Source organism: Rhodococcus sp. T9N, assembly GCF_024436645.1.
Lineage (GTDB): Bacteria > Actinomycetota > Actinomycetes > Mycobacteriales > Mycobacteriaceae > Rhodococcus_F > Rhodococcus_F qingshengii.
Genome location: NZ_JAMSKS010000001.1, coordinates 469,407 through 492,662 on the forward strand (window position 1 = coordinate 469,407; position 23,256 = coordinate 492,662).

Here is a 23,256-nt window from a genome sequence, read left to right on the forward strand (position 1 = left end):
TACGGTCACGTCCGGAAACTGAGGTCATATGGTGGAGGAGAAAGAACTGGCGGCGAAGATCCGCGAACTACTCAATGCCCGATCGGCCGAGTCGAGCATCTGCCCCTCCGACGTGGCCCGCGCAGCAGCACCCGACAATTGGCGTCCGCTGATGGAACCCGTCCGAGAGGCTGCCCGCCACATGGTGGCCCACGGCGAAGTGCAGATCACCCAAGGCGGCGAAGTCGTCGACCCGGAATCCGTACGAGGTCCGATCAGGATTCGGTGGGCTCGTTGATCAACCGCGTGACTTCTGGCGGCACTGCTCTCGCAGCGTGAATCAGCGGAAACGGTCCAGATGCTCACGCAGGAACGCATCCAGGCTTCGTGGCTCACGCCCCAGGACACGTGCCACCGTGTCGGTGGGTGACTCCGGGCGCGAGACGGCAAGTTGCTGGATCTCCAGAATGTGCTCGGCCAGCCACGGAGGCATGTGGGCATGATCGACGAGGTTTTGCCGAAGTTCGTGCGGTGGCAGGTCGATGTATTGGACGGGGCGATCGAGCATGCGGGTCAGAGAATCGGCGATGCCGCCGTAGCCGACTGCCTCGCTGCCCGTCAGGACGTAGGTGCCGCCGGCGAGGTCGGCGCGTGTGAGCACGGCCGCGGCGACGTCACCGATGTCTCGGCAGTCGATCCAGTTGCACGGCGCGTCCCGCATCGCGCCCAGAATCACCCCTTGCGCAGCCACCGCCGGAGCCAGGAGCAACAGATTCTGCATGAACGCATAAGGGCGGAGCAGAGTGTGGCGGATCCCGGATGCACGCAGGTGTTCGCCGACGGCATGGTGGCCGCGGGAGAGAGCGATGGGGGAGTCGGCCGCGGCGGCGGGGTCGGAGATCTTGACGATGTGTTCGACGCCGCTCTCGGCGGCTATGTCTATCACACGCGTTTCGAGCTCGACCTGTTCGAGTCCGTTGGCCATGGCGAGGAAAAGCTGTTCGGCCCCTTTGAAAGCCGTCCGTAGCGAAGTTGGGTCTGCGGCATCGGCCGGCACTACTTCGACCAAACCGTCGGCCAAGTCGCCGAGGTGGGCGCTCAGCCTGTCCGGGTCGCGGGACAGCGCTCGGCTCGGCACACCCGAGGATGCGAGACTGTGTAACAACGCGCCGCCTGTGGTTCCGGACGCTCCCATGATGACGATCATCGTGTTCCTTTCGGTCTTCCCCGGGAAGCCGGGGATCGTTGACATGTGTTGTCTGTCAGGGATTCTGACGGCGCCATCGCCAGCTGACGATGACGGCAGCGACAGCGGCAGATATCGGTAGATCGAGTTGCAGGCGAGCAAGCCAAGCAGTGTCGACCACGCTCGTGTGAGCTGGTAGCCAACGGGAGGCGAACCACCCGACGAGACCAGCAATCACAGCGGCTCCGACGGCAAGAATTGCCGCCACCATGACGCGAGGCAGGGCCGTGGTCCACGGTCGTAACCTCCCGCGACGCTGCAGCCAGGAGCCGATCAGCAACGCCACCACTGCCGACGTGCCCGCGATGGACGTAAATGCCGCCGTCGTGAGGCCCGATTGGCCGGATGCGACTCCGCCCGCACCCGCCATCAGCGCAGGGGCAAGGTAGGCGACCAGCACCTCTCTCCACAGGATGAAAGTTCGTGCGCCGCGACGATCGGCAACCGGGTCGAGTCGATTGGAATCGGTTATCTCCCTTTCATTTTCGCGACGGATCGGTGGGGTGAGTCCGGACATGAAGGAGACCAACTTTCCGATTATAATTAGGTGACTAACTATTTGGGTATGAAAAGAGAAGTCTCTGTCGAGAATTGACGACGATTCGAATCGCTACGCGAATACTTGGAATCCCAGCCGACTACTCCGCAGTCAGCGCACCGATACCGCGAACGACCCGCGAGAGCAGATCCAGAAAAACCGCACGCTCGTCGACAGTGAGCTCGTCGACCATTTCCTCGAGACGAGCAAAGTGTTCGGGCGCCATGTCACGTAAACGCTGAGCGCCGCGAGCAGTCAGGACGACCACCGCACCACGCCCGTCCTCCGCGGACGGACGTCGAGCGACCAAACCCTCCTGCTCGAGCCCATCGACCAAGCCGGTGACCGTGGCCCGCGAGACGCCGAGATCAGCCGCCAGACGTGAGGGAGATTTCTCCCCGTCGTGGTCTTCCAGATCCGCAAGCAGTCGGTAACGGCCGGTCGACAGTCCATACCTCGCGAAGTGAACCTCAGTCGCTCGACCGAGCCGCGCGCCCGCCGAGATCAACCGCACCGCAACCAGCACCGCCTGCGGATCGGACCCGAGGCCGTAATGCTCCAACTGCCGCCGCGCCTGATCCAAAGTGGGTGAGTCGTGATCGGTTCCGTCCACTGCCATGCAACTAATATGGCACCTAACTACATTTTGGTCAACCCTCCACCAGAGCTAGTGTCAACGCTGCCGAAGCCGTGCGCGAGTTGCAACAGGTCCAGATCGGCATGACTGCGAGCCAGAACCTGTATACCCATTGGCAGCCCGTCAGAATTGAAGCCTGCAGGCAGGCTGATCACTGGAAGGGTTGCAAAGCCGGGTGTCTCAACGTGATTCGATGGCCGTGACGATCCGGATCACAGCATGAACCCACGCATCTGCCGACGTCTCCAGCTCACCGAACGAAATCGCATCGGCTACGCACTCCAAGGCTCGCGCCGTTGAATCCATACCGACCATGACTACCCCTGCTGCACAACGACGAAGCGCAGAAATAGTAGGCTCAGCCGCATTTCTCAGCCCGCGGTGAGCGATGTCCGCGAGTACGGATAGAGCTCCCTCCAGCGCACTGTCGATGGCGTCCACACCGCCCGTCGTGACTGCGCGAGTCATCGTCGCACTGTCGAGGCCTTCTTCGAGATCGGGAACGATGACGCCGAGGTCGCATGCAACAGCGAATGGTGTCATCCACAACGCACCGGCACGGACAGTCAGCCGACCGCTCACGGCCCTCGGCCGGGCCGACATTGCCCGGACCATCGCGTCGATTGCACCGGGCGCTTGCGCTCGATATACGACGCTCACCTGCGCCAGGTTGCCACGCCCATCTCCGACCCGCATTGTCCATATCTGTTCTGCAGGAGCGTAATCGGTGCTGATTACAGAATCTATTCGCATCACACCGACGCCATCGGTAGTCAGCCGGGCTCGGGCAAACGACGGCGGGCGCTCGATGAACCGGCGATGCATCTCGGCGTAATCGTCCACCACGTCAATCGATTTTTCCCACGCGTCGACACCAAGAGGGAGAATGGAAGTACGCCCGATCCCTTTACGCCCGAGTCGGATTCTGTGGTTGGCACGGCGAACCGCTGATTCTGTGAGCACTGTCGATGAAGCCAAAGCGGCGACCGTCGAACCGGCAATTCGGCGAGTCGAGATCGCATACCCGGAGAGTGCCTCGTCGGATTCACTCGACCAATCGTGACTCATGAGAAAAACTGCATCCGAATCTGGTTCGGCGAAGTAGATATCGGCGGTAGTCGAATCGCCAGTCGCCGTCACCCTCGCGCCGAGACTGATCAAACGTGAACGACGCAGCGGAGTTTCACCGGGAGTCTCGGTCCCCAGTACTGTCCCGGCAAGCGATGAATCGACCGATTCACCGAGTTCGACCCTCGCATGAATCTCGGCGATGATCATCGCCACTCGTGTGCGACTGTGCCCGGCATGCCGCATCGAATAGGCCTCGATCTGGTCAGTCAGTTCTATGCACGCATCGGCCAACCAGATTGCGGAACCTGCCTCAATTGTGCGCGTGTCTCTGACGGCAGTGGCGTGTTGCACCGCCGTTGTGGTGGACAGACCGTCCACGAGGATCGTCCGCGCCAAGGCCCTTGCCAGAGCACTTCGATCAGCATCTCGCACGACTGAACTCCGACCCACGTGCACATGGTCGGTTCCGGATTCGTCCGCCGCCCGAACCGCCCACACGGCAAGTGCTATCGCTTCTGCCGTCGTGTGCGCAGATGCCGAAGAATGGGCGTGACTCAGTTCGTGTGGGACCAAGAACCGGACCGTGCAATGCGGGAGTTCGACTCGCACAACAGGATCTGTACCTCGAGCTCGATGCACTGTTGCCTGGTAGCCCTGCAGCCTGGTCCGATTCGCCCGTGCCAGTACCGCCCCTCCGAGGAATGCCTCCAGCGCCTCGTCATCGAATTCCCCTGGCGTCCAGTCTATGTGATCGAAGCTCGACCCGTGATTCGCCCGATAAACGAGAACGAGACCGACACGGTGCCGGCACACCGAGCTTGCGCCACACGTGCACGACGCTTCCGAGAATGGAATGCCGGCAGGAAGACTGGTTTCGACACCGTCGCCGTACCTGACGAGGATCCGTTCGCTCGTCACCAAGAGTTCAGGCGTTTCCTCGGCGAACATACGCGCGGCTCGCTTGACGAGCCCGCGATTGGCGACCAGCGCAAGCGCATCGTCGGTGAGCGCAGCCAGATCAGGCCGGGACGTCATCGAATACAACCGGCCACGAATTCGGCCAGCCCTCCGGGAGTCATCGCACCGACGTGCACACCCAGTCGCGTCAAGCGACGGGCAATTTCACGGTCGTAATCAGGGTCACCAGCATCGTCGAGCGCAGCAAGCGCCAGGACACGCACACCATTGTCCGTGAGACCGGCAACGCTCCGGACGAACCGATCCGGTGCACTTTCGTACAGATCGGAGATGATGACAACAATCGTTCGTTGCGGCGTATCCACAAGTTGCGCGGCATAATCGACGGCCTTTGCACCGTCATTCCCGCCTCCCAATTGGACGCTCATCAAGAGCTCGACCGGGTCGAGAACCTCGGACGTGAGATCGACGACATTGGTGTCGTATGCAATGAGGTGAGTCCTCAATCCGGGGACATTCCAGAAACATGCAGCGGTGATCGCCGAGTGGATGACAGAGTCGATCATCGATCCGGACTGGTCGACCAACAGAATCAACGTCCACGTATCCGTGTGCCGACGAGTTCGCGAAGTGAACAAAGGCTTTTCGATAGCAATCTTGCGTGTTTGCGGTGACCAATGCTGCAGATTGGCGCGAACCGTTGCCTCGAAGTCGAAATTGCGCGAATTACGAAACGCTGTTCTGTGCCGGCTACGTTTGCCGTGGAAGGTCCTGCGGACGTCCACCGAGAGCCTCTCGATCAACTCGCGTACGACATTGTCGACAGCCTTTTTTGCCATCGCCAGAACTCGGGGATCCATCAGGTGTTTGGTACGCAGCACTGCTCGAAGCAGAGTCACGCTGGGCTCGATACGCTGCAACGCTTCCAAATCTGTCACCACTTCGGTGATTTCGTATTTCTCCACGGCGTCGCGTTCGAGTCGATGAACTGTCTCGCGAGGAAAAAGACGATGGATGTCGTCGAGCCAGTCCACGGCCGTCACCGTCGTTTCGCCGAGCCCATTGGGGCGATACCGCCCATCCTTGCGACTCGGCGGAACCGCACCCGGGGAACCGGGCGTATCTCCGCCACCCGGGTTGTCTCCAGTCGTTACGGAGTCGGTCCCCTGCAGTCGGGAAGTTCCAGCGCGAACGCCCTGCGCGCTGCGAGCCGGGTCACGGCCGTACAGCCACTCCAACGCGTCGTCGCGTTCAGCCGCATCGCCCGTTGGATCACCGAGTACTCCGGCCGACGCATCACCCAGAATCAGCCGCCATCGTTCGATGTTCATCGCATACCGATCTGAGCAAGCGCGTCGTCCACCCGGGCGTCGAGCTGCCTTCCGACATCCAGGGAGTTCACGACTGCAGCCTCTGGTGTCGACGTTGTCAGGCGGCACGCGATGATGTCGCGTTCACGGGGAGGGAAGAATTCGAAGGACTGCCGTAGAGCGGGAAGTGCTGTCAGGAACTCGTGTTCGGACAGTCTGCTCACGATTTCATCGACGGCGGTCAACACTGTGTCGCTGGATTCCGCGTCCAGAAAACGCTCACGTGCTACTCCGAACAGTCCGCACAACCAATCACCGAGGTGTTCTGCAGGAATCGATCGAACGGCGTCGACTGCTGCATCGGGGGGAATTCGATCCCAGGACGTTCCCAGGGCCGATCCCCTGATGTCGACCGCGGCACCATTGTCACGTGCCAGAGCGGTCAGTTCGTCGGCCGGATCAGTCGAGAGGATCTCCGTCGCATACTCCATCGCATCGGATAACGCTGCGAGAGCTGATATCCGGAGGAGATCAGCGCCACCGGTCGTGGCCCGAACTCGGTGCGCCAACGCAACGACCTGCGAGGACGCCGAATCAATTATCGCCCCGAGCAGTGTGGACCCTCGGCTCCCGAAGAGTGAGTCGTGCCGCCACAGGTCCAGAGCGGCTCGAAGCAGCAGGCCTGTGCCCCCGAGATCTCCTACGCCCTTCAATGATTCGGATGCGATCGACTCGGTTCGGTCAGCCACCGAGTCGAGTCCACAAAGAACTGCATCGAACAGAATGTGTGCAAGACGCTCGACATCAGCCGCAGCCGAAGTCAGCGAAGATTCCAGGGTGGCCCCAGCTGCCTCTACCAGAGTATGGCCTTTGGCTGCAGCCTCGACCAGCGCCGGGAGGCGGTCTGCGGAGTCGACAATCATCCACCGTTCTGTCGACACCACTGCAGAACCACTGCCTGGACCTGCAGTTCGCTCGAATCCTGGCACTCCCAGCACACGCAACTGATGTAGTGCACGACTACGCTGACGACTACGCTCGTCGGCCAAGTCGAGTGCAACAGGGCCGGGCAAGAGGTCGAACTCCTCAAGGAGCATATCGACGTGACAAACCAATCCCGGTACCGGTGAATCAGGGTGTAGCGTGCCCCGCCGATCACCTCGCATCGTGCGCATACAGGCCGAGATGACGGGGTCGGGTTCGGGCCCCAGAGGTTCCCCTGCGAGTGTCCAAGGCAGCGGCGACGCCAACGCCTCACCCACCAATGTACTTGCTGCAGCATCTAATACATCTCGTCGCGTCGGCAGCGCGTGACCACGGATAGCGGCGAGTCCGAGGATCTGCGTACGGAATCCGATGAAATCCGTTGTCGAGACGCGTTGATTCCGGGATCGCAAATCACGGACGATCGCCGCGGCTGCAACCTCCCCGGCCGATGTCGTTTTCTGCCAGAGCTTCTCGTACCACCATGGGGATTCCAGGTCGAGACGACTGTAGGAATAGGGGACCAGGTAACTGCCGATGTCGACATCAGGGCCCGCGGTCGGAACGGCGGGCCAGAATCCGTCGGTCGGTCTACCGCGAGCCAGTTCGGACATGATCGCCGGCCGATGACGCCCGCCGCAGACGACAACGACCGCACCGCTTCCGGGGCGCTCTCGAGCGGCCCGTATCCACGATGCCATGTACTGTTCGCGCTCGGATACTGTGGCGTCACCTACCCGGATCGCATCGAAGTAGTCGTCGAGGACGGCAGTCAATTCCTCGACAGTGAGCGTATCGGCGCGCGACTCGACGACGTGATCCCACATCGCGTCGACCGTGTCCAGTCCCAGTCCGGCCGCCAATACTGTTGCAGCCACACTGTACTCGTCCGGCGGCCCGTCGAAAGCGGGGTGCCAGGCGGGAAGATCGATCAACCGAACCTCCGCCGACACCTTGGAGGCCGACCGAAGGGCGATCCATTCTGGAGACCAATCGGTGAAGGCAGCCCATGTCACGCGCGTGTGCGCTCCTCGTCGCACGTGGGAGTACAGCGCGATCGGCAACTTGTGATCGAGTCTCAGTTCATCGATTCGATCGGTGAAGTCTGCGGGTCCCTCGATCAAGACATGCGTCGGCTGCAGGCGTTCAATGGTCTCCGCCACGATCCGAGCACACGCAGGGCTGTGGTGCCGAATCCCGATCACCACGACGTCGCGACCAGCGTCCACCACAGCGACGCTCACGGTCCGGTCAGACGTGCGTGCGCCCGGCGTAGCTCTTGCCATGCCGCACTCGTCCGCTGCGACCCTACTTTCTCGACGTAGCGGCGCAACCGGGCAGCATCCTCACTGTTGTCTTTCGTCGCCGTACCGGCCAGGGACTCGGCGAGGTCGGTGACGGTACCGGCGTCTCCTCGCAAGAACCACCCACGAATACCGGTGGCATGCGCAAGGGACACCGCTTCAGCCGTGCTCATCACCGATGACAGTCGCTCGACCGGCGATCCGTTCGCGGTGAATCCTGTACGTAGGTCACGAAACAGCGTGACCAACAACTCGGACACTGCCGGATCTTGTTCTGCAGCTACACCGGAAGCACGCAGCAAGGCCGCCGATTCTGTTCGCACGAGTTCGACTTCGGTGTCGAAATCGGCGATCGGGTGCACGGTCTCGAAGTTGAAGCGCCGTTTGAGTGCGGCGCTCATCTCGTTGACGCCACGGTCGCGGGTGTTTGCGGTGGCGATCACATTGAAACCCTCACGGGCATAGACCATTGCGTCGTCTCCGGAAAGTTCCGGGACTGCCAGCACCCGTTCGGACAGCAACGACAACAGAGTGTCCTGCACTTCGAGCGGACACCGCGTGACCTCCTCGAACCGCACGACGCGTCCCTCGGCCATTCCACGCATCATCGGCGCTGGAACCATCGATCGAGTCGAGGGGCCTTCCGCGACGAGCAGTGCATAGTTCCACGAATACCGGATCTGATCCTCGGTCGTGGCGGCACCGCCCTGGATCGTGAGGGTCGAATCCCCGCTCACGGCAGCGGCGATGAGCTCTGACAGTAGCGATTTGGCAGTACCAGGTTCTCCGACCAGCATCAATCCACGTGTCGTCGCCAAGGTGACGAGTGAGCGTTCGACGAGCGATGCGTTGCCTACGTATTTCGGCGCTATTCCCAGCTCGACGTCGCCCATGACGAACGTCCGCGCCGACGTGAGGGTCAGACGCCACCCCGGTGGTCGCGGCCCAGTGTCTTCTTCGGCCAAACGCGCAAGTTCCTCGGCAAACCGCTCCTCAGCCGGTGGGCGCTGGACTCGTGAAGTCACGAGGCGAACCCTGCCAAGTCTGCGATGAGTTCGGAGACCGTCGCACGATCGACATCGTTCAAAGTCCCCCCACGGAGTTCCACCGAAACGAGCTTCTGATCGGGGTACCCGTTGTAAGGGTCTCCCGTCCCCATCCCGGGCTCCAACCCCAACAGAACAGACACGTCATCGCTGAGCTGGTACAGCAGGCCTTGTCCCCAGGAAGCTGGGTTCTCCCACACCGGTTCCCATCCTCTGTACGTCAACCGCAGTGCCTGACTGGGGCTGGCGGTTACTCCGGTGAATCGACTCAGTCCACTCCCGTCGACGTCATCGGGTAGCGGATCGTGGACAGCACGACCCAACTGTGGGAAAGGCTGCAAGATTTCGTAGTCGGCGAACACGTCGGACCACGCGCCCACCGTATCGGGTATGTGCGCGGGGTGTACTAGCCCGATACGGCCCTCAGGTAGCTCGACGGTCTGGTCGTCGATGTCGGCCAAGGTACTGTCCTCCGCGACCCGGAACACGACTGTAGGCAGACCGCTGTCATCGAACGATGCCCACAGCAGTCGCCGTGCAACGTGAATCAGCAGCGGATGGCCGAGCACGAAGTCGTCGAATTCTGTCCTAGTCCAGCGGCGCCCGGTAACCATCGAACGGTTCAGGCGTTTGATCTGCTCGGCAGCAACAGCTTTCGTTTCTCGCTTAAGCTCGGTGAATCGCTTCTTCGCACTCTCGGCGAGAACAACGTCGTCATTTCTGGTGGGTTTGGGCAGTCCTGACGTCTTCTTACCTCCTCCGTCGAGCACATAAGGCACGAGAGCCTCCGTGAAACCAACGGTGAACATCCGCGTCCCGTAGTCGAAGTTCATAGTGCCGTCCGGCGTCAGATCGAGATCAGGAACGATCCGGTCGGCCAGCTGTTCTCGATCGAGCCCGAGACTGTCGGCCAACTCTGCGACGCGTTGTGCCGCTCCGTTCTTCAACGACTTGAACTTCATTTTTCGGGAGATGTGATCGAGTTCTGTCAACGCGCGGGCTGACCCATGTGCAGCCAGTGCATCGAGACCGAGTTGTGCTCGTGCTGCACCATTCTCACCTGGCCACCGTCTGACGAGGGGTGCCAATCTTGCCACTGTCGAATCGTCGCCGAGCCAACCCAGCGCAAGAATCACCCAGTTGTCCTTCGACGGAGCGCCGGCACCCCACCATCGTTCGAATAGTTCCCACGCGGCCTCGGCGAGCGACGATCGGTCACAATACGCAGTTACTACATCGAGTCCGGCGTAAGGAGCGTCCGCGGTTCCGATTGCGCACATCGTCAGGATCGTCGACACCGCCGACGTCGGCAGTGCGGCTGATCGATTCTCGTTCAGAATCAGCGGAAGTGAAGAGACATCCACCCAAACCGGAGTTTTCGGTATCCGCTTGGGCAACATCTCGAGCGGGTCGAGATCGACAATGCCGGCGACTACCTGCCCGGCTTCGGGGCCGTACCGGTTCGCTCCGTCGACCACTGTCTCGCGTGAGGTTGTTCTGGCGAGCGCACGCAGGGCGGCGGCAGCATGATCACGTTGAGCACCTGCCGGACCCACTGCGTCTGGAACGAGTAGTGCCACTGCATCTTCAGCGTGTCGAACCAGCCACGCCATCGCAGGTTTGCGGAGATTCTTCCTGGTGGCGAACATCGTCGCATGCACGCGCGCGACATCGATATCGACATATGGCATCAAGTATGGCGCCGCGGCACCTGGATGAGCGCGCGTGAAGCGAAGCATCAGCGGCAGCGCATCGAGTTCGTAGCGAGCGACAACCCGAAGTGGATCCTTGAGCGAGGTTCCGGGCCAGTCCGTCAGGAACGGGCGCGCGATTTCGTCTGGGGCCAGTAGAAAAATCACCCAGGTGTTCCAGTCATGGGTGGAACGCGGTGATACATCCTGCACATACTGTTTGTAATTTTCCCACGTGGTGTAGGAGTAGTCGCTCGGAGTGTTCTTGATTTGTTCGAGTTCACCTGGAAGCCAGACTATTCGGCTGATTTCAGGAGCAACGAGATCACCGATCACCGCGACGTCGAGCGCTTTCTTTCTGTTCGACCACGGCGGCGCGACGAGAATGGGCGGAAGATCCGTGGCCTCGGGCGTCGGCGTCGACAATTCGGCGATCCTTCGCCGTGCAGGCTCGGGAAGTGTAGGCGACAGCTCGGCGGCGATGTCGGGATTCGCCCGCACGTGCCGGTCCAACAGGTCGATATCCCTCTCTGCCAATATCTTCAATGCTCGACGTGGGTAATGTTGCATTGCGTGTAGGACCGCGGGCAACGCACTCTTCATGTGGCGACGTTCAACCAGAGCAGTGAACGCTTCGTCGGTGGGTATCGCCGAGAGCGCCCAGAGGATTCGGAGCAGTGTCGCCTCGTCCCTCATGTGTCCGTACTGGTTTGGTTTGTCGAACGCATCGACCAACAGTCCGGTAAGACCTGCACCTATGCCGTCAACTACTGCGGCAATCATCGCCTCGTCCTCGAGCCAACTGCGCATTGCGTGTGAGTCGGTCACCCGTTCGAGCTGCTGTACCGTGTTCGACGAAACCGTCAGCTGAGTGTTCCAGTGATACCACCGAGCGCGCATTCCCATGATGAGTTCTTCCGACCACCCTTCCTCGGTCGGAAAGATGTACGACGCCGTCAAACGGCGGGTGCTGTTGGTGCGCATCGACGACGCCACCTCTCGGGCTGCGGCGTAGTCCTCGTCAGAGGCTGTCGCCAACAGGCCGCGCATACGGTCGAGCATGTGCTCTCGGACCACTTGCGCATCAGGTTCGTCCGTCCGCCCGAGCTGCTCGCGCAGTACATACTCAGGCATCTTGTATCCCGCAGCTGGCGACTCACCGCCGATGTTCGCCACTACAATTACCGCGTCGGGTCCCAGCTCTGACACAGGCACCGAAACATGAACGAACCGCAGGTCGGCCCATTCCAAGAGTGCTTCGACCGCGAAGACCAACCCGTGCCGTGCCACCAACCCGTCCACGAGAACTGTCGATTGTTGCCGGTCATTATCTGCGTAGCGGCCGAGTATGCAGTACAAAGCAGCTGCACCGACAGCGGAGATCTCACCGGCTTGATACTTCCGGGCGGCGAGGGTGAGCTCGTCAGGATCAGGATCATTGACCAAATACGCCGAACTGAATTCGCGAAACTGGTCGTCGCTGTCGAATTGTCGGTCGAGTTCGGCACCGGCTGCGGGATCGACAGGTGCCACGTCGGCGGCAAAACCGCCGCGCCGGGGGTACTTCATCGGCAACCATGACGCGGGCGGCACGGCAGTAGATTCGGTCGTGGTGTGGTTCACGCGTCTCCTCGAGATCCCGGCCCGGTCGGCGGGCGTAGCCAGAATGATAGCGATCCGAACGATCGGCTTGTTCGACATTCCCGAACGCGGCCCCCGACAGCGGTTGCGGTGACGTCCTCCTGCACATTGGCACAGGGCCCAATACGGGATCGACGCTACAAGCGACTGGTCGAGTATCTGCTGCTGCTGACAATCGAGCAGCCGACGGACCGGTGGACTGCCCACGTCGCACGCGGAAATAGCGGCGAGCAGCTTGGTTCCGAAGAATGCCGCAAGCTTCCTCCCTCCCGGCACTCGATTGCCTTGGGCATTAACATCGACAGATGCTCACTCGCGTCGATCTGACGATGGATTGCACAGACCCTGACCGCTTGGCTACGTTTTGGAAGATAGCCGCTGGATACGTCGATGAGCCACCACCGCAGCCTTTTTCGACTCGCGAGGAGTGGCTTGCCACTTTCGACGACGAAGACGACGGGATGGGCGGAGCTTGGTTGCACCACCCGCTCGGAGTGGCTCCTCGCCTCTGCCTTCTACAGGTTCCTGAATCCAAGGTGGCCAAGAACCGATTACATCTCGATCTCCGGGTATCCGGAGACGGAACCCCGACTCAGAAGTGGGCGACAATCCTTCGCGAGGTCGAACGGCTACTACGCGCGGGCGCATCAGAATTGGAAAGATTCGAGGGTCACCATGTGATCATGGCCGATCCCGAGGGCAACGAATTCTGCGTGGCGTGATTCACCCGCCTGCCCGAAATTCTCGCGAGAAGGCATGACAATCCGGGTGATTGCCGGGATACGGCAGGACCTTCTCGAGGGCGAGCCCAATCGCAAAGGCCGTCTGGTCGTCGTACGGTCGCGTAACTATCTGTGTGCCCGTGGGGATTCCGTTCCGAGCGAAACCTGTGGGGATTGTCAGCACCGGGCAGCTACTCAGGATGTTGAAGGTGATGGCCGGTACAGCCTCGAGGTAGAACTCCAATTCTGTTCCAGCCACATTGATTCCGTGCCCCACGTAGTCGTCGCCGGCAAGAAAGCCCTCCGTCGCCACTGCCGGAGTGATCAACGCGTCATAGGTGTCGAACAGGGATCCGATCGACGAATACAGTTCGGCTTCGATCGCGAGTCCGTCGTGGAAAGTCGCGTCACCACGGGTGCGGCGTGCCCATCGCGCGAATTCCTTCGCGTACTCCGTGACCTTGTCGGGGTGCGCGGACGCTTCGGCAGAGATCGAAGCACCGAACACGTGGTCGTAGTGAATGGCGGCCGCGCGCATGACGGCAGCGCGTGACAGGTCGACTTCGATGATCTCCGCGCGTGCGCCCAGCGCAGTGAGGGTGTCCACCAACTTGGCGGTGTTGGCGGCAACGTCCGGATCAACCGGCCAGTCACCCAACGCGGGAATCACGGCAATACGCATTCCTGTCAACGAATGCGTTGCGAGGCCGGGCAACGGCGATGCCGGCACATGCGAGGCAATGTCAGTGGAGCTCGGTCCCGCGATGACCGACTGCAGTGTGAGGCAATCACTTACGGTGCGAGCCATCGGACCGCAGTGGCAGTAGCGATCGAGATTGAAGGGCGGATCAACGGGGACACGGCCATGCGGTGGCTTGAACCCGACAATTCCGTTGAGAGACGACGGAGTTCGGATCGATCCTGCAACATCGGAACCGGTAGCCAAGTGCGTCATCCCCGTGGCAAGTGCGACTGCCGATCCACCGGAAGACCCGCCGGAGGAGTATTTCGTATTCCACGGATTGCGAGTGACGCCCCACAACTCGGACTGTGTGAACGCGGCCGAGGAGAATTCGGGCGCCGTCGATCGCGCGTGGACGATCGCACCGGCGTCGATGATTCGCTGCACGAAAGTGGAAGTGTGAGTGGCGATCACATCCTCATAGACCTTGGACCCTTGAGTCCAAGGTTGTCCTTGCACCGGTTCATCCTCTTTCACCACAACGGGAACACCGGCGAGCGGAAGGCTGACATCCGAGCCGCGGGCGTAGTGGCGTTCCGCTGACTTCGCTTGTGCTCGTGCAGTAGCGAAGAAAGTGTGTCCCACTGCGTTCAAGGTTGGGTTGAGCGCCTCGATACGTTCGATGGTGGACTCGAGCACTTCCACCGGAGAAAGCGATTTGTCCCGGTAGCGTTCGAGCAACTCGGCCACATCCATGAATGCCGAAGCGGGTGTCTGGTGCATATCTGTTGTCCTGCCTCTATGAAGGTTTGTGTAGGCGATTAGGTTGTCAGTTCGCGCTTTGCCACGACGGGACTGCGGAATGTCGCGAGCAGCATTGCCAGAGTTGCGATTCCCGCGGCTGTCCAGAAGACCGTTTCGGAACCAGAGTGGTCGTGAATGCGTCCGCCCGCGAACGCACCGAGCGCGATGCTTGCATTGAAGACTGCAACCCACAGAGCCGCAGCGGCCTCTCGGTGAACGGGAGCGGCTTGTGCGATCCATGTTTGAGTACTCACCGATACACCACCGTAGAAGAGGCCCCAAGCCGCCATGAGCAGAGCAGCTGTGATCAAGGTGGTAGCCGAGATCGGGAACAGGGCAAGGGTGATCGCTACTCCCGCGCTGAGGATGATGACCACAGTCTTCGGTGACTTGGTAGCAGACGGCCCGGCTATGAAGTTGCCGACAACGCCCAGAGCCCCGTAGATCAAGAGCATCGTGCCGATCTGCGCAGGGTGCAATCCTGCGAAGAACTCCAGCCCCGGACGCACATAGGTGTACGCCGCGAAATGAGCGGTGACGATGAGCGCGGTAATCGCGATTCCGACCCGGACTCCCGGGTTCCGAAAAGCCACCACGAGACTGCCGAGCGACAAAGCTTGATCAGCTGGCATCACGGGTAGGACAGCGAACATGGCGAGCGCGATCAGCGTCGCGGCGCAGCTGAGAGTCCAGAATGCCACGCTCCACCCGGCCGCTGCTCCGATATACGTCCCCGCGGGGACACCGAGAACTGAGGCGACCGCGATTCCGCTGAAGATGATCGTGGTCGCCAACCCGACGGATCTGGTCTCCACCAACCTGGGAGCCAGGCTTGCGGCGAGCGCCAAGACTCCACCCATGCTCACGCCTAGAAGGACGCGAGCCACAGCGAGGACAACGAAGCTCGGAGCAAGGGCCGTGAGGGCGTTCGCCGCTGCGACTAACAGCATCAAGACGATGAGCGTCGACCGACGATCGAAGCGCCGGGTCACGATGGGCACAAACGGGGCAGTGGCCGCTGCCACCAATCCGGTAATGGCCAGTGAGAGCCCGATGGTCCCTTCGCTTTCCACCAGGTCAGCACCGATCGGGGTGAGTAGCCCTACCGGCATCATCTCTGCCGCGACAACGATGAAGGTGGACGCTGCGATCAGGGCGACCGCAGCCCACTGGTTCTCAATGGTGTGTGCGTGGGTTGAGGACGTGGACGCAGGGCTGTTCTGTACAGATGCGGAGTGGGGCATGTAACCAGAGAAGCTCCTGCACGCCGATGGATCAACGGCGAATCGCTCATCCAACCATTAGCTCAATTCATCGATGAGCCATGATGGAGTGGTCGAATGAGTCCAGGGTCGGAGTGAAAATGTCGGAGCCCCCGATGCGTGAGATCGAGTGCTTCCTCGTTCTCGCTGAAGAACTGCACTTCGGTCGCACCGGCGAGCGGCTGTTCATCTCCCAGAGCCGAGTGAGTCAGCTGATCAGCGCGTTGGAGCGTCGTATCGGCACACGCCTGGTAGCGCGGACCAGTCGCCGCGTTCACCTGACTGAATTCGGCGCCGAATTTCTTGCGTCGTTGGCTCCCGCCCATCGGGCGCTCGTCGGAGTAATCGAGGACGCTCAATCGAGAGCACGCAACACGCCGACGCCGTTTCGGGTGGGTTTCCAAGGAGCAATTTACGATTCGATCGCGGCTGCTGTCTCTCGTTTCGAAATACAACATCCGCAAACATGCGTGACCATCAAAGAATTACCCCTGGGTGATCCGTTCAGTGATGTACTCGCCGGGCGAATCGATGCGGCAGTGGCCCTTCTCCCCGTAGATGAGCCGGAACTGACAACCGGGCTCGTCTTTTCTCGACAGCCCCAGACCCTCGCCGTCTCAGTCCATCACCCGTTCAGCGAACTGGGCGTGATCGACGCCGAGCAGTTGGCGCAGATCTGCCTGGTACCCATCACCGGCCCCGCCCCCGACTATTGGCAGCGTGTGAATTCCCCGAGCACGACGCCGGGCGGAGCCACGATTCCCACGCAGGGTGGGGCGAGCACCGTTCAGGAAGGCCTATCGCAGGTCGCATTCAGTCAGGTCGGCCTCATCCTCTGCGCTGCAACCGCTGCATACAGCCAGCGCTCGGACATCACATTCGTACCGATCAACGGATTACCCGAATCTGCTTTGGGTCTCGTGTGGCGTACCGATCTCGAAAGCCCACGACTTCGCGCTTTCGCGAAAGCAATCGAGGAAGCACACACCTGTCCCTCCTGACGTCGATCAGTAAGTCGCGGAAGGAGTCCGGGGCGTTGAGATGCATCGTGTGTGAGATGATCGCGCCATGTCTGCGATCACCGACTACTTCACCGCGCGCACGGATGAACATGCCACCTCTGCCCTCGAGGGACTCGTCGACTTGGAACCAGAGGTGATGGAGGCGAACGCAGCTTCTCGCCCGCGGATCCAGTTGGCTGCGAGTGGGACTCCAGTTCTGCAGGCGAAAGGCGTCGATCCAGTTGTCGCGCTCGGCCGACTGGAAGCAGCCCTCACCGCTCGCCCCTACGACGAAGTTGCAAAAGGTCCACGCTGCGGGAAACTCGTCGCGATGAGCGACGACGGCGACACCCTCGTGCTCACGGTTACCGACGAATTGCGTGATGCACTAGCGGAATTGAACGCAGAAGGCGTCGCGGCCGCTGCGGCCGCCTGGGCGATCGACGAGACCAGTGAACCGTCGGAGGACTCAGTGCCGTTCCTGACCGCCTTCGTCGAACTAGCGACCAGAGCTGTGGCTCAGGGCGAACGAATGTACGGCTACGTCGTCATTTGAGCTTCGCAACTCCGCCGATCTGAACAGACAGGTCGTTCGTCTTCGACTCCCGACTTACCGTCAGCCCGGGATCTGCCGGGCCAGATCGTTGCGGTCGAAGTCGGAGAACTGCTGGGTGTCAGTGCAGTATCCACAGCTCGCTCCGAAGAACTCGGTGCGAGCGTTCGGATCGTCGAGTAGCCAGTACCGCAGCCACGCCGTGCTCGGCCCGCGCATATCGCCGCCGTTGATCGCCGTACCGAAGTGCGTGGCGCCGCGCAGTTCCAGATACTCGGCAGGCACGTGGTCTGCGTCCTCGTACATCGCCCGCACGATCGCCGGCCAAACGATTGCGTCGGCCTGGCCGGCCAGATAGAGAACCGGCTCGTCGATGAGATCGACATCATTGAGCGGGCCTGGTTGGATCGCGACGGCAGTGTCGACGCGGTCGTCGATCGCCGCGTTGATCGCCGCAGACCCGCCCTGCGAGTGCCCCACCGCACCAATGTGTTCCAGGTCGACTTTGCCGTAGAAGACACTCGACGGGCTGGCCGCTTTGTCCGCGATGAGGTCGATTCCCGACCGCATGGTGATGGCGAAGTTGCTTGCCGGTGTATTGGCGGCGACCACGATGAATCCGTGGCTGGCGTAGTGGCGCAGCAAAGAGGTGTACGCACCGGGGAGCACACCGGTCCCGTTCCCCCAGATCACAACAGGGTGCTTCTCGCCGCGCGCGCCGAGCTGGCGCGGGTAGTACAGAGTGTGCACCAGCCCGATCGAGACGTTCGGCGTGTACGGCCCTGCACTCGCCCAATCGTGCCCGACGCTCGGGATGCCGGGCGCATCGGCAGCCGCTGTTCCGGTTGCGCCCGTGAGTCCTAGCGTCGCGCACAACGCAACCGCCGCTGCAGCATTCACGAAATGTTTCAGAGACTTTCGCATGAAAGTCAACCTTTCGAAGTTGATCCGGAGTGACGTGTATTACATATTCACGGGAAGGCAACCCGTCGGCTTTGTTTCAGGAAACGGACTATCCCAGAAGTGTTGTGTCTGTGGACAAAATCATCGTTCTCGGTGGATGCCCGGGCGACGCGAATACCCAGAGCGCAAGGTCGAGATCGCCTCGGCCTACGGCTTCCGCGCGGATTGCTCGGCACACAGCCGTAGGAAATGTTCGACGATCTGCGTGTTCTGGCCGTCCCTTGCCACGGCTGCGATCTTCCGTGGGGGCAGTTCGAATATCTCGCCCACAGTGCACCCGCGTTCGGATGCTCGCTCGGCACTGGAGAGTTCGAGGATGACAGCACCGATCCCTTCGTACGCGAAATCCGCGAAGGCATCGCGGTGCTGTGACCTCATCACGAATGCGTGGTCGATTCGCGGTTCGATCGACCGCAGATGGCGATAGACATCGGAAGTTTCGAACCGTGGTGCGACAACCAAGCCGATGCGCATGAGATCTTCGCCGATGAATACCCCGTCCACCGGTGACGGGGTACCGGGCGGGCAGACGAGCCGCAACTTGTGGTCCGGAAGGCGCACCGTGCGCGTCCCGGGAACACCGGTGGGCGGCGACTCCATTATTGCCACGTCAGCGGTGCCTGCCATGACCGGGTGAATCGCATCGGCCACGGATGACCCAGGCGGATCCGAGATAGTGATCCTCAGGTTCGGCACCTCCGTGCGCAGCGCTCCGAGCAGTACCGCTGCGGGATCGTCCGCAAGGCTCGCTGTCGTGGCAACACTGAGGCGGGGGACTGCTGGCAGTAAGGACTCGCTGTCGACCACTAATCGGTCGAGCGCGGCCAGCGCTTCGCGTGCTGGATCGATGAGATTCCGTCCGCGCGCCGTCAGCGTCGCGCCGGTCCGGCCTCGATTGAAAAGCCGTCCTCCGACGCGTCTTTCGAGCCGCGCAATTGATTGAGAGACGCTCGATGTTCCCGTGAACTGATTTGCCGCTGCCGCCGTGATACTGCCGTGTTCGACGACGGCAAGGAAGTCTTGTAGCTGCCGCGGATCGATTCGCGGGGTGGCGGACTCTCCGAACTTGCTCATCCGGCGTTCCCCATTCCACCTTCGTCACGTAATCGGCTGGTCGTCTCGATAAACGCTTGTGCCGCAGGCGATGGCGTCGAACCGTGGAACATCCAGATATCACGAGTGAGCGGGGGCCGAGTACGACACAGCACCACACCTTCTCCGACTGTATCGGCGACAGATTCGGGAAGGAAAGCGACGCCGACTCCCGCGCGTACAAGTGGGATCATCGAAGCCACAGAGATAGTCTCCGCAACCACCGCCTCGTCCACAGTGCCTTCGCCCAGGCGTTCCGCCAACAGTCGCCGAGTGACATCGTCACGCGGGCTGGTGATCAATCCGATTCGCAACAGATCCGTCAACGCCGCTGCCCCCTCGCCTTCACTTCGTGCGGCGGGCACCAGCGCAACGATTTGTTGCCGGCCGAGAAGGATACGTTCAACGCCCTCGTCGAACACCTCGTCCACCCCGAGGCCGATATCAGCCTGACCCGAGGCGACCACCGTTCCGATTCCGTCGGTGTCGTTGCTGAGCATCGTCACCGCAACGTTCGGAAACTTTCTTTTGAACGCACCCAGGGCCGTGGCCGCTGGATCACGCGCCAATGTTCGCGGACACACGACCGTCAGCCGACCCCGCTGCACGACGTTCAATGGATGCAAAGCGTGATCCAAATCCCGGTATGCCCGAAGTACTTGGGCCGCTGGACCTGTGAGATCGCGTCCAGCGTCGGTCAGGGTGACTCCCCGCGAGCCACGGCGGACGAGCGTCAGGCCGCACTCTTTCTCCATCCTGGCCAGAGCCTCCGAGATCGTCGGCTGGCTGACCCCCAGTCCGCGAGCCGCAGCGGAAATGCTGCCCCGATCAGCAAGGGCGAGAAAGTATTCCAGATGACGCCGGTCCATTCGGGGTTCCCTTCTCCTGGCAGTCCTCGCGCGCGCCCGATTTTGCGCCCGTCAGACATAGGGAAACCCTATGGCATACCTCTCGAATGTGGCGTAGACGGGAAGAAGAATCCCGTGATCTGCTTCACATATGAACGCAGTGAGCAACAACCCGGGGAGCTTCGACCAGAGGCACCCGTCTGCTTTTGTCGAGCACCTATCGCCGCCTGCGAGCACTACGGAGGAGGCGCCGAAATGACCGAAACCATCACCGCAAGTTCGCCATCCGGTGCTACGTCACCCCGTTCCGTGAGGCGGGCGCGCTCTGAGTCGAAGCCCGCTCGACAGCGTCGATCCGGTACGCGACTCACCATCGGGGTACGACTGGCCCAGGTCGCGCTGCTTCTGGTCCTACTCGGAGCGTGGCAGCTCGTCGCATCGCACGGTTGGATCGAGCCGGTTCTGGCCAAAACGCCAGGCGAGGCCTGGGCCTACTTCACCGCAGCGGTGCAGTCGGGCGAGATTTCGTCGAACTTGCGTGCCACGATGACTGCCGTCGTGATCGCGTGGATCCTCGCCAGCGCAGTCGGGGTGGCGGTCGGACTCTCTCTCGGACTGCTTCCGACCCTCGAACGCATCATGAGTCCGTTCCTGGATGCGGCGAATGCCATGCCACGTCTTGCGCTGGCGCCTCTGCTTATCGTCATCTTCGGGATCACGATGACGGCGAAGGTCGCTCTCGCGTTCACACTCGTCTTCTTCATCGTCTGCTCGAGTGCACGAGCCGGTGTGAAGTCGGTGGACGACGAATGGCTCCGACTATCCACTGTCCTGAATGCCAGTAAGACACAGGTGTTCTGGCACATCCTCCTCCCCGTCGCAACACCTGGCATTTTTGCCGGTCTTCGGTTGGGGCTGATCTATTCGCTACTTGGCGTTGTCGGTTCGGAACTGATCTCGTCACGGGACGGGCTGGGCCAGCTTGTGTCGATCTACTCGGCCCAGTTCCGGATGGAAGCGGTCTACGCGATCCTCATACTTCTCGCAATCGTCGCAGTCGTCCTCAACCAGGTCATGAACTTCGCCGAGCGCTACCTCCTTCGGTGGCAGCCGCCGGCTCGACGATGACAGGAATCATCATGGATACCAACGTGATTACACCCGCCGTACAACTCGACGGACTGACGATATCCTTCCCCTCACCCGACGGGTCGACAAAAACTGTGGTCGACAATCTCGACCTCACCATCCCTCGCGGACAGTTCGTGAGCTTGGTCGGCAGGAGCGGTTGCGGAAAGACCACTCTGCTCAACGCGCTCGCTGGATTGGTGGACGCAACAGAAGGGAAGACCGAGGTCCTCGGCACAACACCATTCGACGCTCGTTCTCGGATGGGCTTCATGATGGCCCGAGATGCGCTGTTCCCGTGGCGAACAGCGCAGAAGAACGTGGAGTACGGTCTCGAATTGAGGGGAGTACCCAAGGCGGAGAGACGAACTCAATCAGCGCGCTGGCTTGCGGCCGTTCAAATGTCCGAGGCGTCACGGCTGTGGACTTGGCAACTCTCCCAAGGGATGCGCCAGCGTGTCGCGTTGGCCCGAACGTGGGCACTGGATCCGGACATCTTGTTGATGGACGAACCCTTTGCCGCCCTCGATGCGCAAACCCGAGTCGAAGTACAGCGAGAATTCCTCGAGCTTTGGCAATCCCAGGTAGGCCGGACGGTCATCTTCGTAACCCACGACCTCGGCGAAGCCATCTGTCTCTCCGACCGCGTTCTGCTGCTCGGGGCCGGCCGAGTGATCGACGACGTCAGCATTGACATCGAACGCCCCCGCGAACTCGAAACCCTCACCGCCGAACCTCGATACATCGAAATCTTCAATCGGCTGCGTGGTCAGCTCGACCACTGATGTGCCCAGCCAACTCAGCTTGATTACTGATGTGCCCAGCCAACTCAGCTTGATTTCTGATGCGCCCAGCCATCAAGGAACAGGAATCCCATGAAACTTCGACCTTTTGTCGGCACAGTCATTGCAGCGGCCCTACTGCTTTCCGCGTGTGGAGGGGGAGGGCGTCCGAACGACGGTAGCGTCGCCATCGGGGTCTACCCTGCGAGTGCTTTGTCCCTACCTGTCTACGTCGCCGTCCAACAAGGAATGTTCGACAAGGAAGGCCTCCACGTCGAGCTCATCGACGGAAAGAACGGGCCCGAACTCATCAGCGGTCTCATCGGCGGCACAACCGATCTCGCGGTCGGTGCACCCGGAACCGTCGTGCCGGCCATAGAGCAAGGGCAGAGTCTGCGGCCACTGTCCCCGTACGGGTCGATCGATCTTGCCATCGCCGTGACGAAAGACAGCGGCATCACCACCATCGAGGATTTGCCCGGCAAGCGGATCGCCATACCGTCACGTGGCGGCGCGGCCGAGCAATTCGTCAATCAGCTTCTCGCAGAACGAAACATCGACGCCTCCACGGTGCAATTCATCGCAGCGGCACCCACCGCGAGTCAGATACCACTCGCACGAAAGGGCGACATCGATGCCGCCGTTCTCACCGCTGCCAGCCAGGCCGTATTCGACGCTCAAGGAATACCGATGACGGCGATTACAGAAGTAGACCCGGTGGGCTCTGACGGCGTGAGTTCATACGGCCTGGGCACGGTGCTCGTCACGACAGCCACATTCGCTGAATCCGATGCTGCCACCCCCGTGTGTGCGGCGCTCGAGGCCGCAGCAGGGTGGATAGCCGATCCTGCGAACGAGCTAGCAGGAGCTCAACTTCTCACCGAGCGAATGAATGTTCCTGCTGACAAAGCCAACCAGGTGTGGGCTTCGCAGAAGAGTCTCTGGCCTGTGCAGATTTCGGCCGACCGATGGACCCAGAACGTCGCATGGGTGAACAACCAGACCTCGGGCAAGTCCGACGCAGACGTTCCCTTCGACCCCCTCTGCTGACCAA

Annotated in this window: 20 protein-coding genes; 7 read left to right on the forward strand and 13 right to left on the reverse strand. The window is 61.3% G+C overall.

Annotated elements, in window-relative coordinates; genetic code table 11:
- Positions 1-28 precede the first annotated feature (28 nt).
- Positions 29-277, forward strand: a complete 249-nt coding sequence (locus tag M1L53_RS02270) for a DUF3253 domain-containing protein (RefSeq protein WP_030537164.1) — start codon at positions 29-31, stop codon at positions 275-277.
- A 42-nt stretch (positions 278-319) separates the two neighbouring features.
- Here M1L53_RS02270 and M1L53_RS02275 read toward each other — a convergent pair whose 3' ends face one another.
- From M1L53_RS02275 to M1L53_RS02310, 8 genes are all read right to left on the reverse strand, one after another.
- A complete protein-coding gene (locus M1L53_RS02275) occupies positions 320-1,231 on the reverse strand; it encodes an NmrA family NAD(P)-binding protein (RefSeq protein ID WP_230587623.1) in 912 nt (303 codons plus the stop codon).
- A gap of 10 nt (positions 1,232-1,241) precedes the next feature.
- Positions 1,242-1,742 carry a hypothetical protein gene (locus M1L53_RS02280; protein WP_054188338.1) on the reverse strand — a complete coding sequence of 167 codons (501 nt, stop codon included), beginning with the start codon at positions 1,740-1,742 and terminating at the stop codon, positions 1,242-1,244.
- 121 nt (positions 1,743-1,863) lie between these two features.
- Positions 1,864-2,382, reverse strand: a complete 519-nt coding sequence (locus tag M1L53_RS02285; protein ID WP_003943230.1) for a MarR family winged helix-turn-helix transcriptional regulator — start codon at positions 2,380-2,382, stop codon at positions 1,864-1,866.
- A 198-nt stretch (positions 2,383-2,580) separates the two neighbouring features.
- Positions 2,581-4,506: a hypothetical protein gene (locus M1L53_RS02290; RefSeq protein ID WP_054188339.1), complete on the reverse strand. Its 1,926-nt coding sequence runs from the start codon at positions 4,504-4,506 to the stop codon at positions 2,581-2,583.
- The gene (locus M1L53_RS02295; protein WP_003943008.1) at positions 4,503-5,720 is read right to left on the reverse strand and encodes a VWA domain-containing protein; all 1,218 of its coding nucleotides are present in this window, start codon (positions 5,718-5,720) and stop codon (positions 4,503-4,505) included. The genes M1L53_RS02290 and M1L53_RS02295 overlap by 4 nt, the downstream gene beginning before the upstream one ends.
- On the reverse strand, positions 5,717-7,969 hold the full coding sequence (locus M1L53_RS02300; protein ID WP_142006267.1) for a DUF5682 family protein: 2,253 nt from the start codon (positions 7,967-7,969) through the stop codon (positions 5,717-5,719). Before M1L53_RS02300 ends, M1L53_RS02295 begins: the two co-directional genes overlap by 4 nt.
- Positions 7,924-9,012, reverse strand: coding sequence for an AAA family ATPase (locus tag M1L53_RS02305; protein WP_003943024.1), 1,089 nt, complete (start codon positions 9,010-9,012; stop codon positions 7,924-7,926). The genes M1L53_RS02300 and M1L53_RS02305 overlap by 46 nt, the downstream gene beginning before the upstream one ends.
- Positions 9,009-12,347, reverse strand: coding sequence for a DUF4132 domain-containing protein (locus M1L53_RS02310; protein ID WP_185744477.1), 3,339 nt, complete (start codon positions 12,345-12,347; stop codon positions 9,009-9,011). Before M1L53_RS02310 ends, M1L53_RS02305 begins: the two co-directional genes overlap by 4 nt.
- Before the next feature lie 323 nt (positions 12,348-12,670).
- On the opposite strand from M1L53_RS02310, the gene M1L53_RS02315 reads away from it, so the two are divergent.
- On the forward strand, positions 12,671-13,087 hold the full coding sequence (locus tag M1L53_RS02315) for a VOC family protein (RefSeq protein WP_003943122.1): 417 nt from the start codon (positions 12,671-12,673) through the stop codon (positions 13,085-13,087).
- A gap of 1 nt (position 13,088) precedes the next feature.
- On the opposite strand, the gene M1L53_RS02320 is transcribed toward M1L53_RS02315, so the two are convergent.
- Positions 13,089-14,552, reverse strand: coding sequence for an amidase (locus M1L53_RS02320; protein ID WP_054188342.1), 1,464 nt, complete (start codon positions 14,550-14,552; stop codon positions 13,089-13,091).
- Positions 14,553-14,590: 38 nt separating this feature from the next.
- A complete protein-coding gene (locus tag M1L53_RS02325) occupies positions 14,591-15,817 on the reverse strand; it encodes an MFS transporter (protein WP_054188343.1) in 1,227 nt (408 codons plus the stop codon).
- Positions 15,818-15,936: 119 nt separating this feature from the next.
- Between M1L53_RS02325 and M1L53_RS02330 the strand changes: the two genes are divergently transcribed.
- Positions 15,937-16,836, forward strand: coding sequence for a LysR family transcriptional regulator (locus M1L53_RS02330; RefSeq protein WP_054188344.1), 900 nt, complete (start codon positions 15,937-15,939; stop codon positions 16,834-16,836).
- Positions 16,837-16,903: 67 nt separating this feature from the next.
- Positions 16,904-17,392 (forward strand): hypothetical protein, encoded by a 489-nt coding sequence (locus M1L53_RS02335; RefSeq protein ID WP_030537159.1) that lies wholly within the window; start codon positions 16,904-16,906, stop codon positions 17,390-17,392.
- A gap of 60 nt (positions 17,393-17,452) precedes the next feature.
- Here M1L53_RS02335 and M1L53_RS02340 read toward each other — a convergent pair whose 3' ends face one another.
- From M1L53_RS02340 to M1L53_RS02350, 3 genes are all read right to left on the reverse strand, one after another.
- Positions 17,453-18,313: a chlorophyllase/cutinase-like alpha/beta fold protein gene (locus tag M1L53_RS02340; RefSeq protein ID WP_042448096.1), complete on the reverse strand. Its 861-nt coding sequence runs from the start codon at positions 18,311-18,313 to the stop codon at positions 17,453-17,455.
- 186 nt (positions 18,314-18,499) lie between these two features.
- Positions 18,500-19,426, reverse strand: coding sequence for a LysR family transcriptional regulator (locus M1L53_RS02345; protein WP_054188345.1), 927 nt, complete (start codon positions 19,424-19,426; stop codon positions 18,500-18,502).
- Positions 19,423-20,313 carry a LysR family transcriptional regulator gene (locus M1L53_RS02350; protein ID WP_007735587.1) on the reverse strand — a complete coding sequence of 297 codons (891 nt, stop codon included), beginning with the start codon at positions 20,311-20,313 and terminating at the stop codon, positions 19,423-19,425. The genes M1L53_RS02345 and M1L53_RS02350 overlap by 4 nt, the downstream gene beginning before the upstream one ends.
- 234 nt (positions 20,314-20,547) lie before the next feature.
- On the opposite strand from M1L53_RS02350, the gene M1L53_RS02355 reads away from it, so the two are divergent.
- The 3 genes from M1L53_RS02355 (at position 20,548) to M1L53_RS02365 (ending at position 23,252) form a co-directional block, all read left to right on the forward strand.
- A complete protein-coding gene (locus tag M1L53_RS02355) occupies positions 20,548-21,420 on the forward strand; it encodes an ABC transporter permease (protein ID WP_054188346.1) in 873 nt (290 codons plus the stop codon).
- Between the two features lie 11 nt (positions 21,421-21,431).
- Positions 21,432-22,205, forward strand: a complete 774-nt coding sequence (locus tag M1L53_RS02360; RefSeq protein WP_037126877.1) for an ABC transporter ATP-binding protein — start codon at positions 21,432-21,434, stop codon at positions 22,203-22,205.
- A gap of 90 nt (positions 22,206-22,295) precedes the next feature.
- The gene (locus tag M1L53_RS02365; protein ID WP_054188347.1) at positions 22,296-23,252 is read left to right on the forward strand and encodes an ABC transporter substrate-binding protein; all 957 of its coding nucleotides are present in this window, start codon (positions 22,296-22,298) and stop codon (positions 23,250-23,252) included.
- The last annotated feature ends 4 nt before the right edge of the window (positions 23,253-23,256 follow it).

What these genes read in the sequence shown, in the direction of transcription:
- M1L53_RS02270 (WP_030537164.1), top strand. Translation starts at nt 29, where the DNA reads ATGGTGGAGGAGAAAGAACTGGCGGCGAAGATCCGCGAACTACTCAAT.
- M1L53_RS02275 (WP_230587623.1), bottom strand. Translation starts at nt 1,231, where the DNA reads ATGTCAACGATCCCCGGCTTCCCGGGGAAGACCGAAAGGAACACGATG.
- M1L53_RS02280 (WP_054188338.1), bottom strand. Translation starts at nt 1,742, where the DNA reads ATGTCCGGACTCACCCCACCGATCCGTCGCGAAAATGAAAGGGAGATA.
- M1L53_RS02285 (WP_003943230.1), bottom strand. Translation starts at nt 2,382, where the DNA reads ATGGCAGTGGACGGAACCGATCACGACTCACCCACTTTGGATCAGGCG.
- M1L53_RS02290 (WP_054188339.1), bottom strand. Translation starts at nt 4,506, where the DNA reads ATGACGTCCCGGCCTGATCTGGCTGCGCTCACCGACGATGCGCTTGCG.
- M1L53_RS02295 (WP_003943008.1), bottom strand. Translation starts at nt 5,720, where the DNA reads ATGAACATCGAACGATGGCGGCTGATTCTGGGTGATGCGTCGGCCGGA.
- M1L53_RS02300 (WP_142006267.1), bottom strand. Translation starts at nt 7,969, where the DNA reads ATGGCAAGAGCTACGCCGGGCGCACGCACGTCTGACCGGACCGTGAGC.
- M1L53_RS02315 (WP_003943122.1), top strand. Translation starts at nt 12,671, where the DNA reads ATGCTCACTCGCGTCGATCTGACGATGGATTGCACAGACCCTGACCGC.
- M1L53_RS02320 (WP_054188342.1), bottom strand. Translation starts at nt 14,552, where the DNA reads ATGCACCAGACACCCGCTTCGGCATTCATGGATGTGGCCGAGTTGCTC.
- M1L53_RS02325 (WP_054188343.1), bottom strand. Translation starts at nt 15,817, where the DNA reads ATGCCCCACTCCGCATCTGTACAGAACAGCCCTGCGTCCACGTCCTCA.
- M1L53_RS02330 (WP_054188344.1), top strand. Translation starts at nt 15,937, where the DNA reads ATGTCGGAGCCCCCGATGCGTGAGATCGAGTGCTTCCTCGTTCTCGCT.
- M1L53_RS02335 (WP_030537159.1), top strand. Translation starts at nt 16,904, where the DNA reads ATGTCTGCGATCACCGACTACTTCACCGCGCGCACGGATGAACATGCC.
- M1L53_RS02340 (WP_042448096.1), bottom strand. Translation starts at nt 18,313, where the DNA reads ATGCGAAAGTCTCTGAAACATTTCGTGAATGCTGCAGCGGCGGTTGCG.
- M1L53_RS02345 (WP_054188345.1), bottom strand. Translation starts at nt 19,426, where the DNA reads ATGAGCAAGTTCGGAGAGTCCGCCACCCCGCGAATCGATCCGCGGCAG.
- M1L53_RS02350 (WP_007735587.1), bottom strand. Translation starts at nt 20,313, where the DNA reads ATGGACCGGCGTCATCTGGAATACTTTCTCGCCCTTGCTGATCGGGGC.
- M1L53_RS02355 (WP_054188346.1), top strand. Translation starts at nt 20,548, where the DNA reads ATGACCGAAACCATCACCGCAAGTTCGCCATCCGGTGCTACGTCACCC.
- M1L53_RS02360 (WP_037126877.1), top strand. Translation starts at nt 21,432, where the DNA reads ATGGATACCAACGTGATTACACCCGCCGTACAACTCGACGGACTGACG.
- M1L53_RS02365 (WP_054188347.1), top strand. Translation starts at nt 22,296, where the DNA reads ATGAAACTTCGACCTTTTGTCGGCACAGTCATTGCAGCGGCCCTACTG.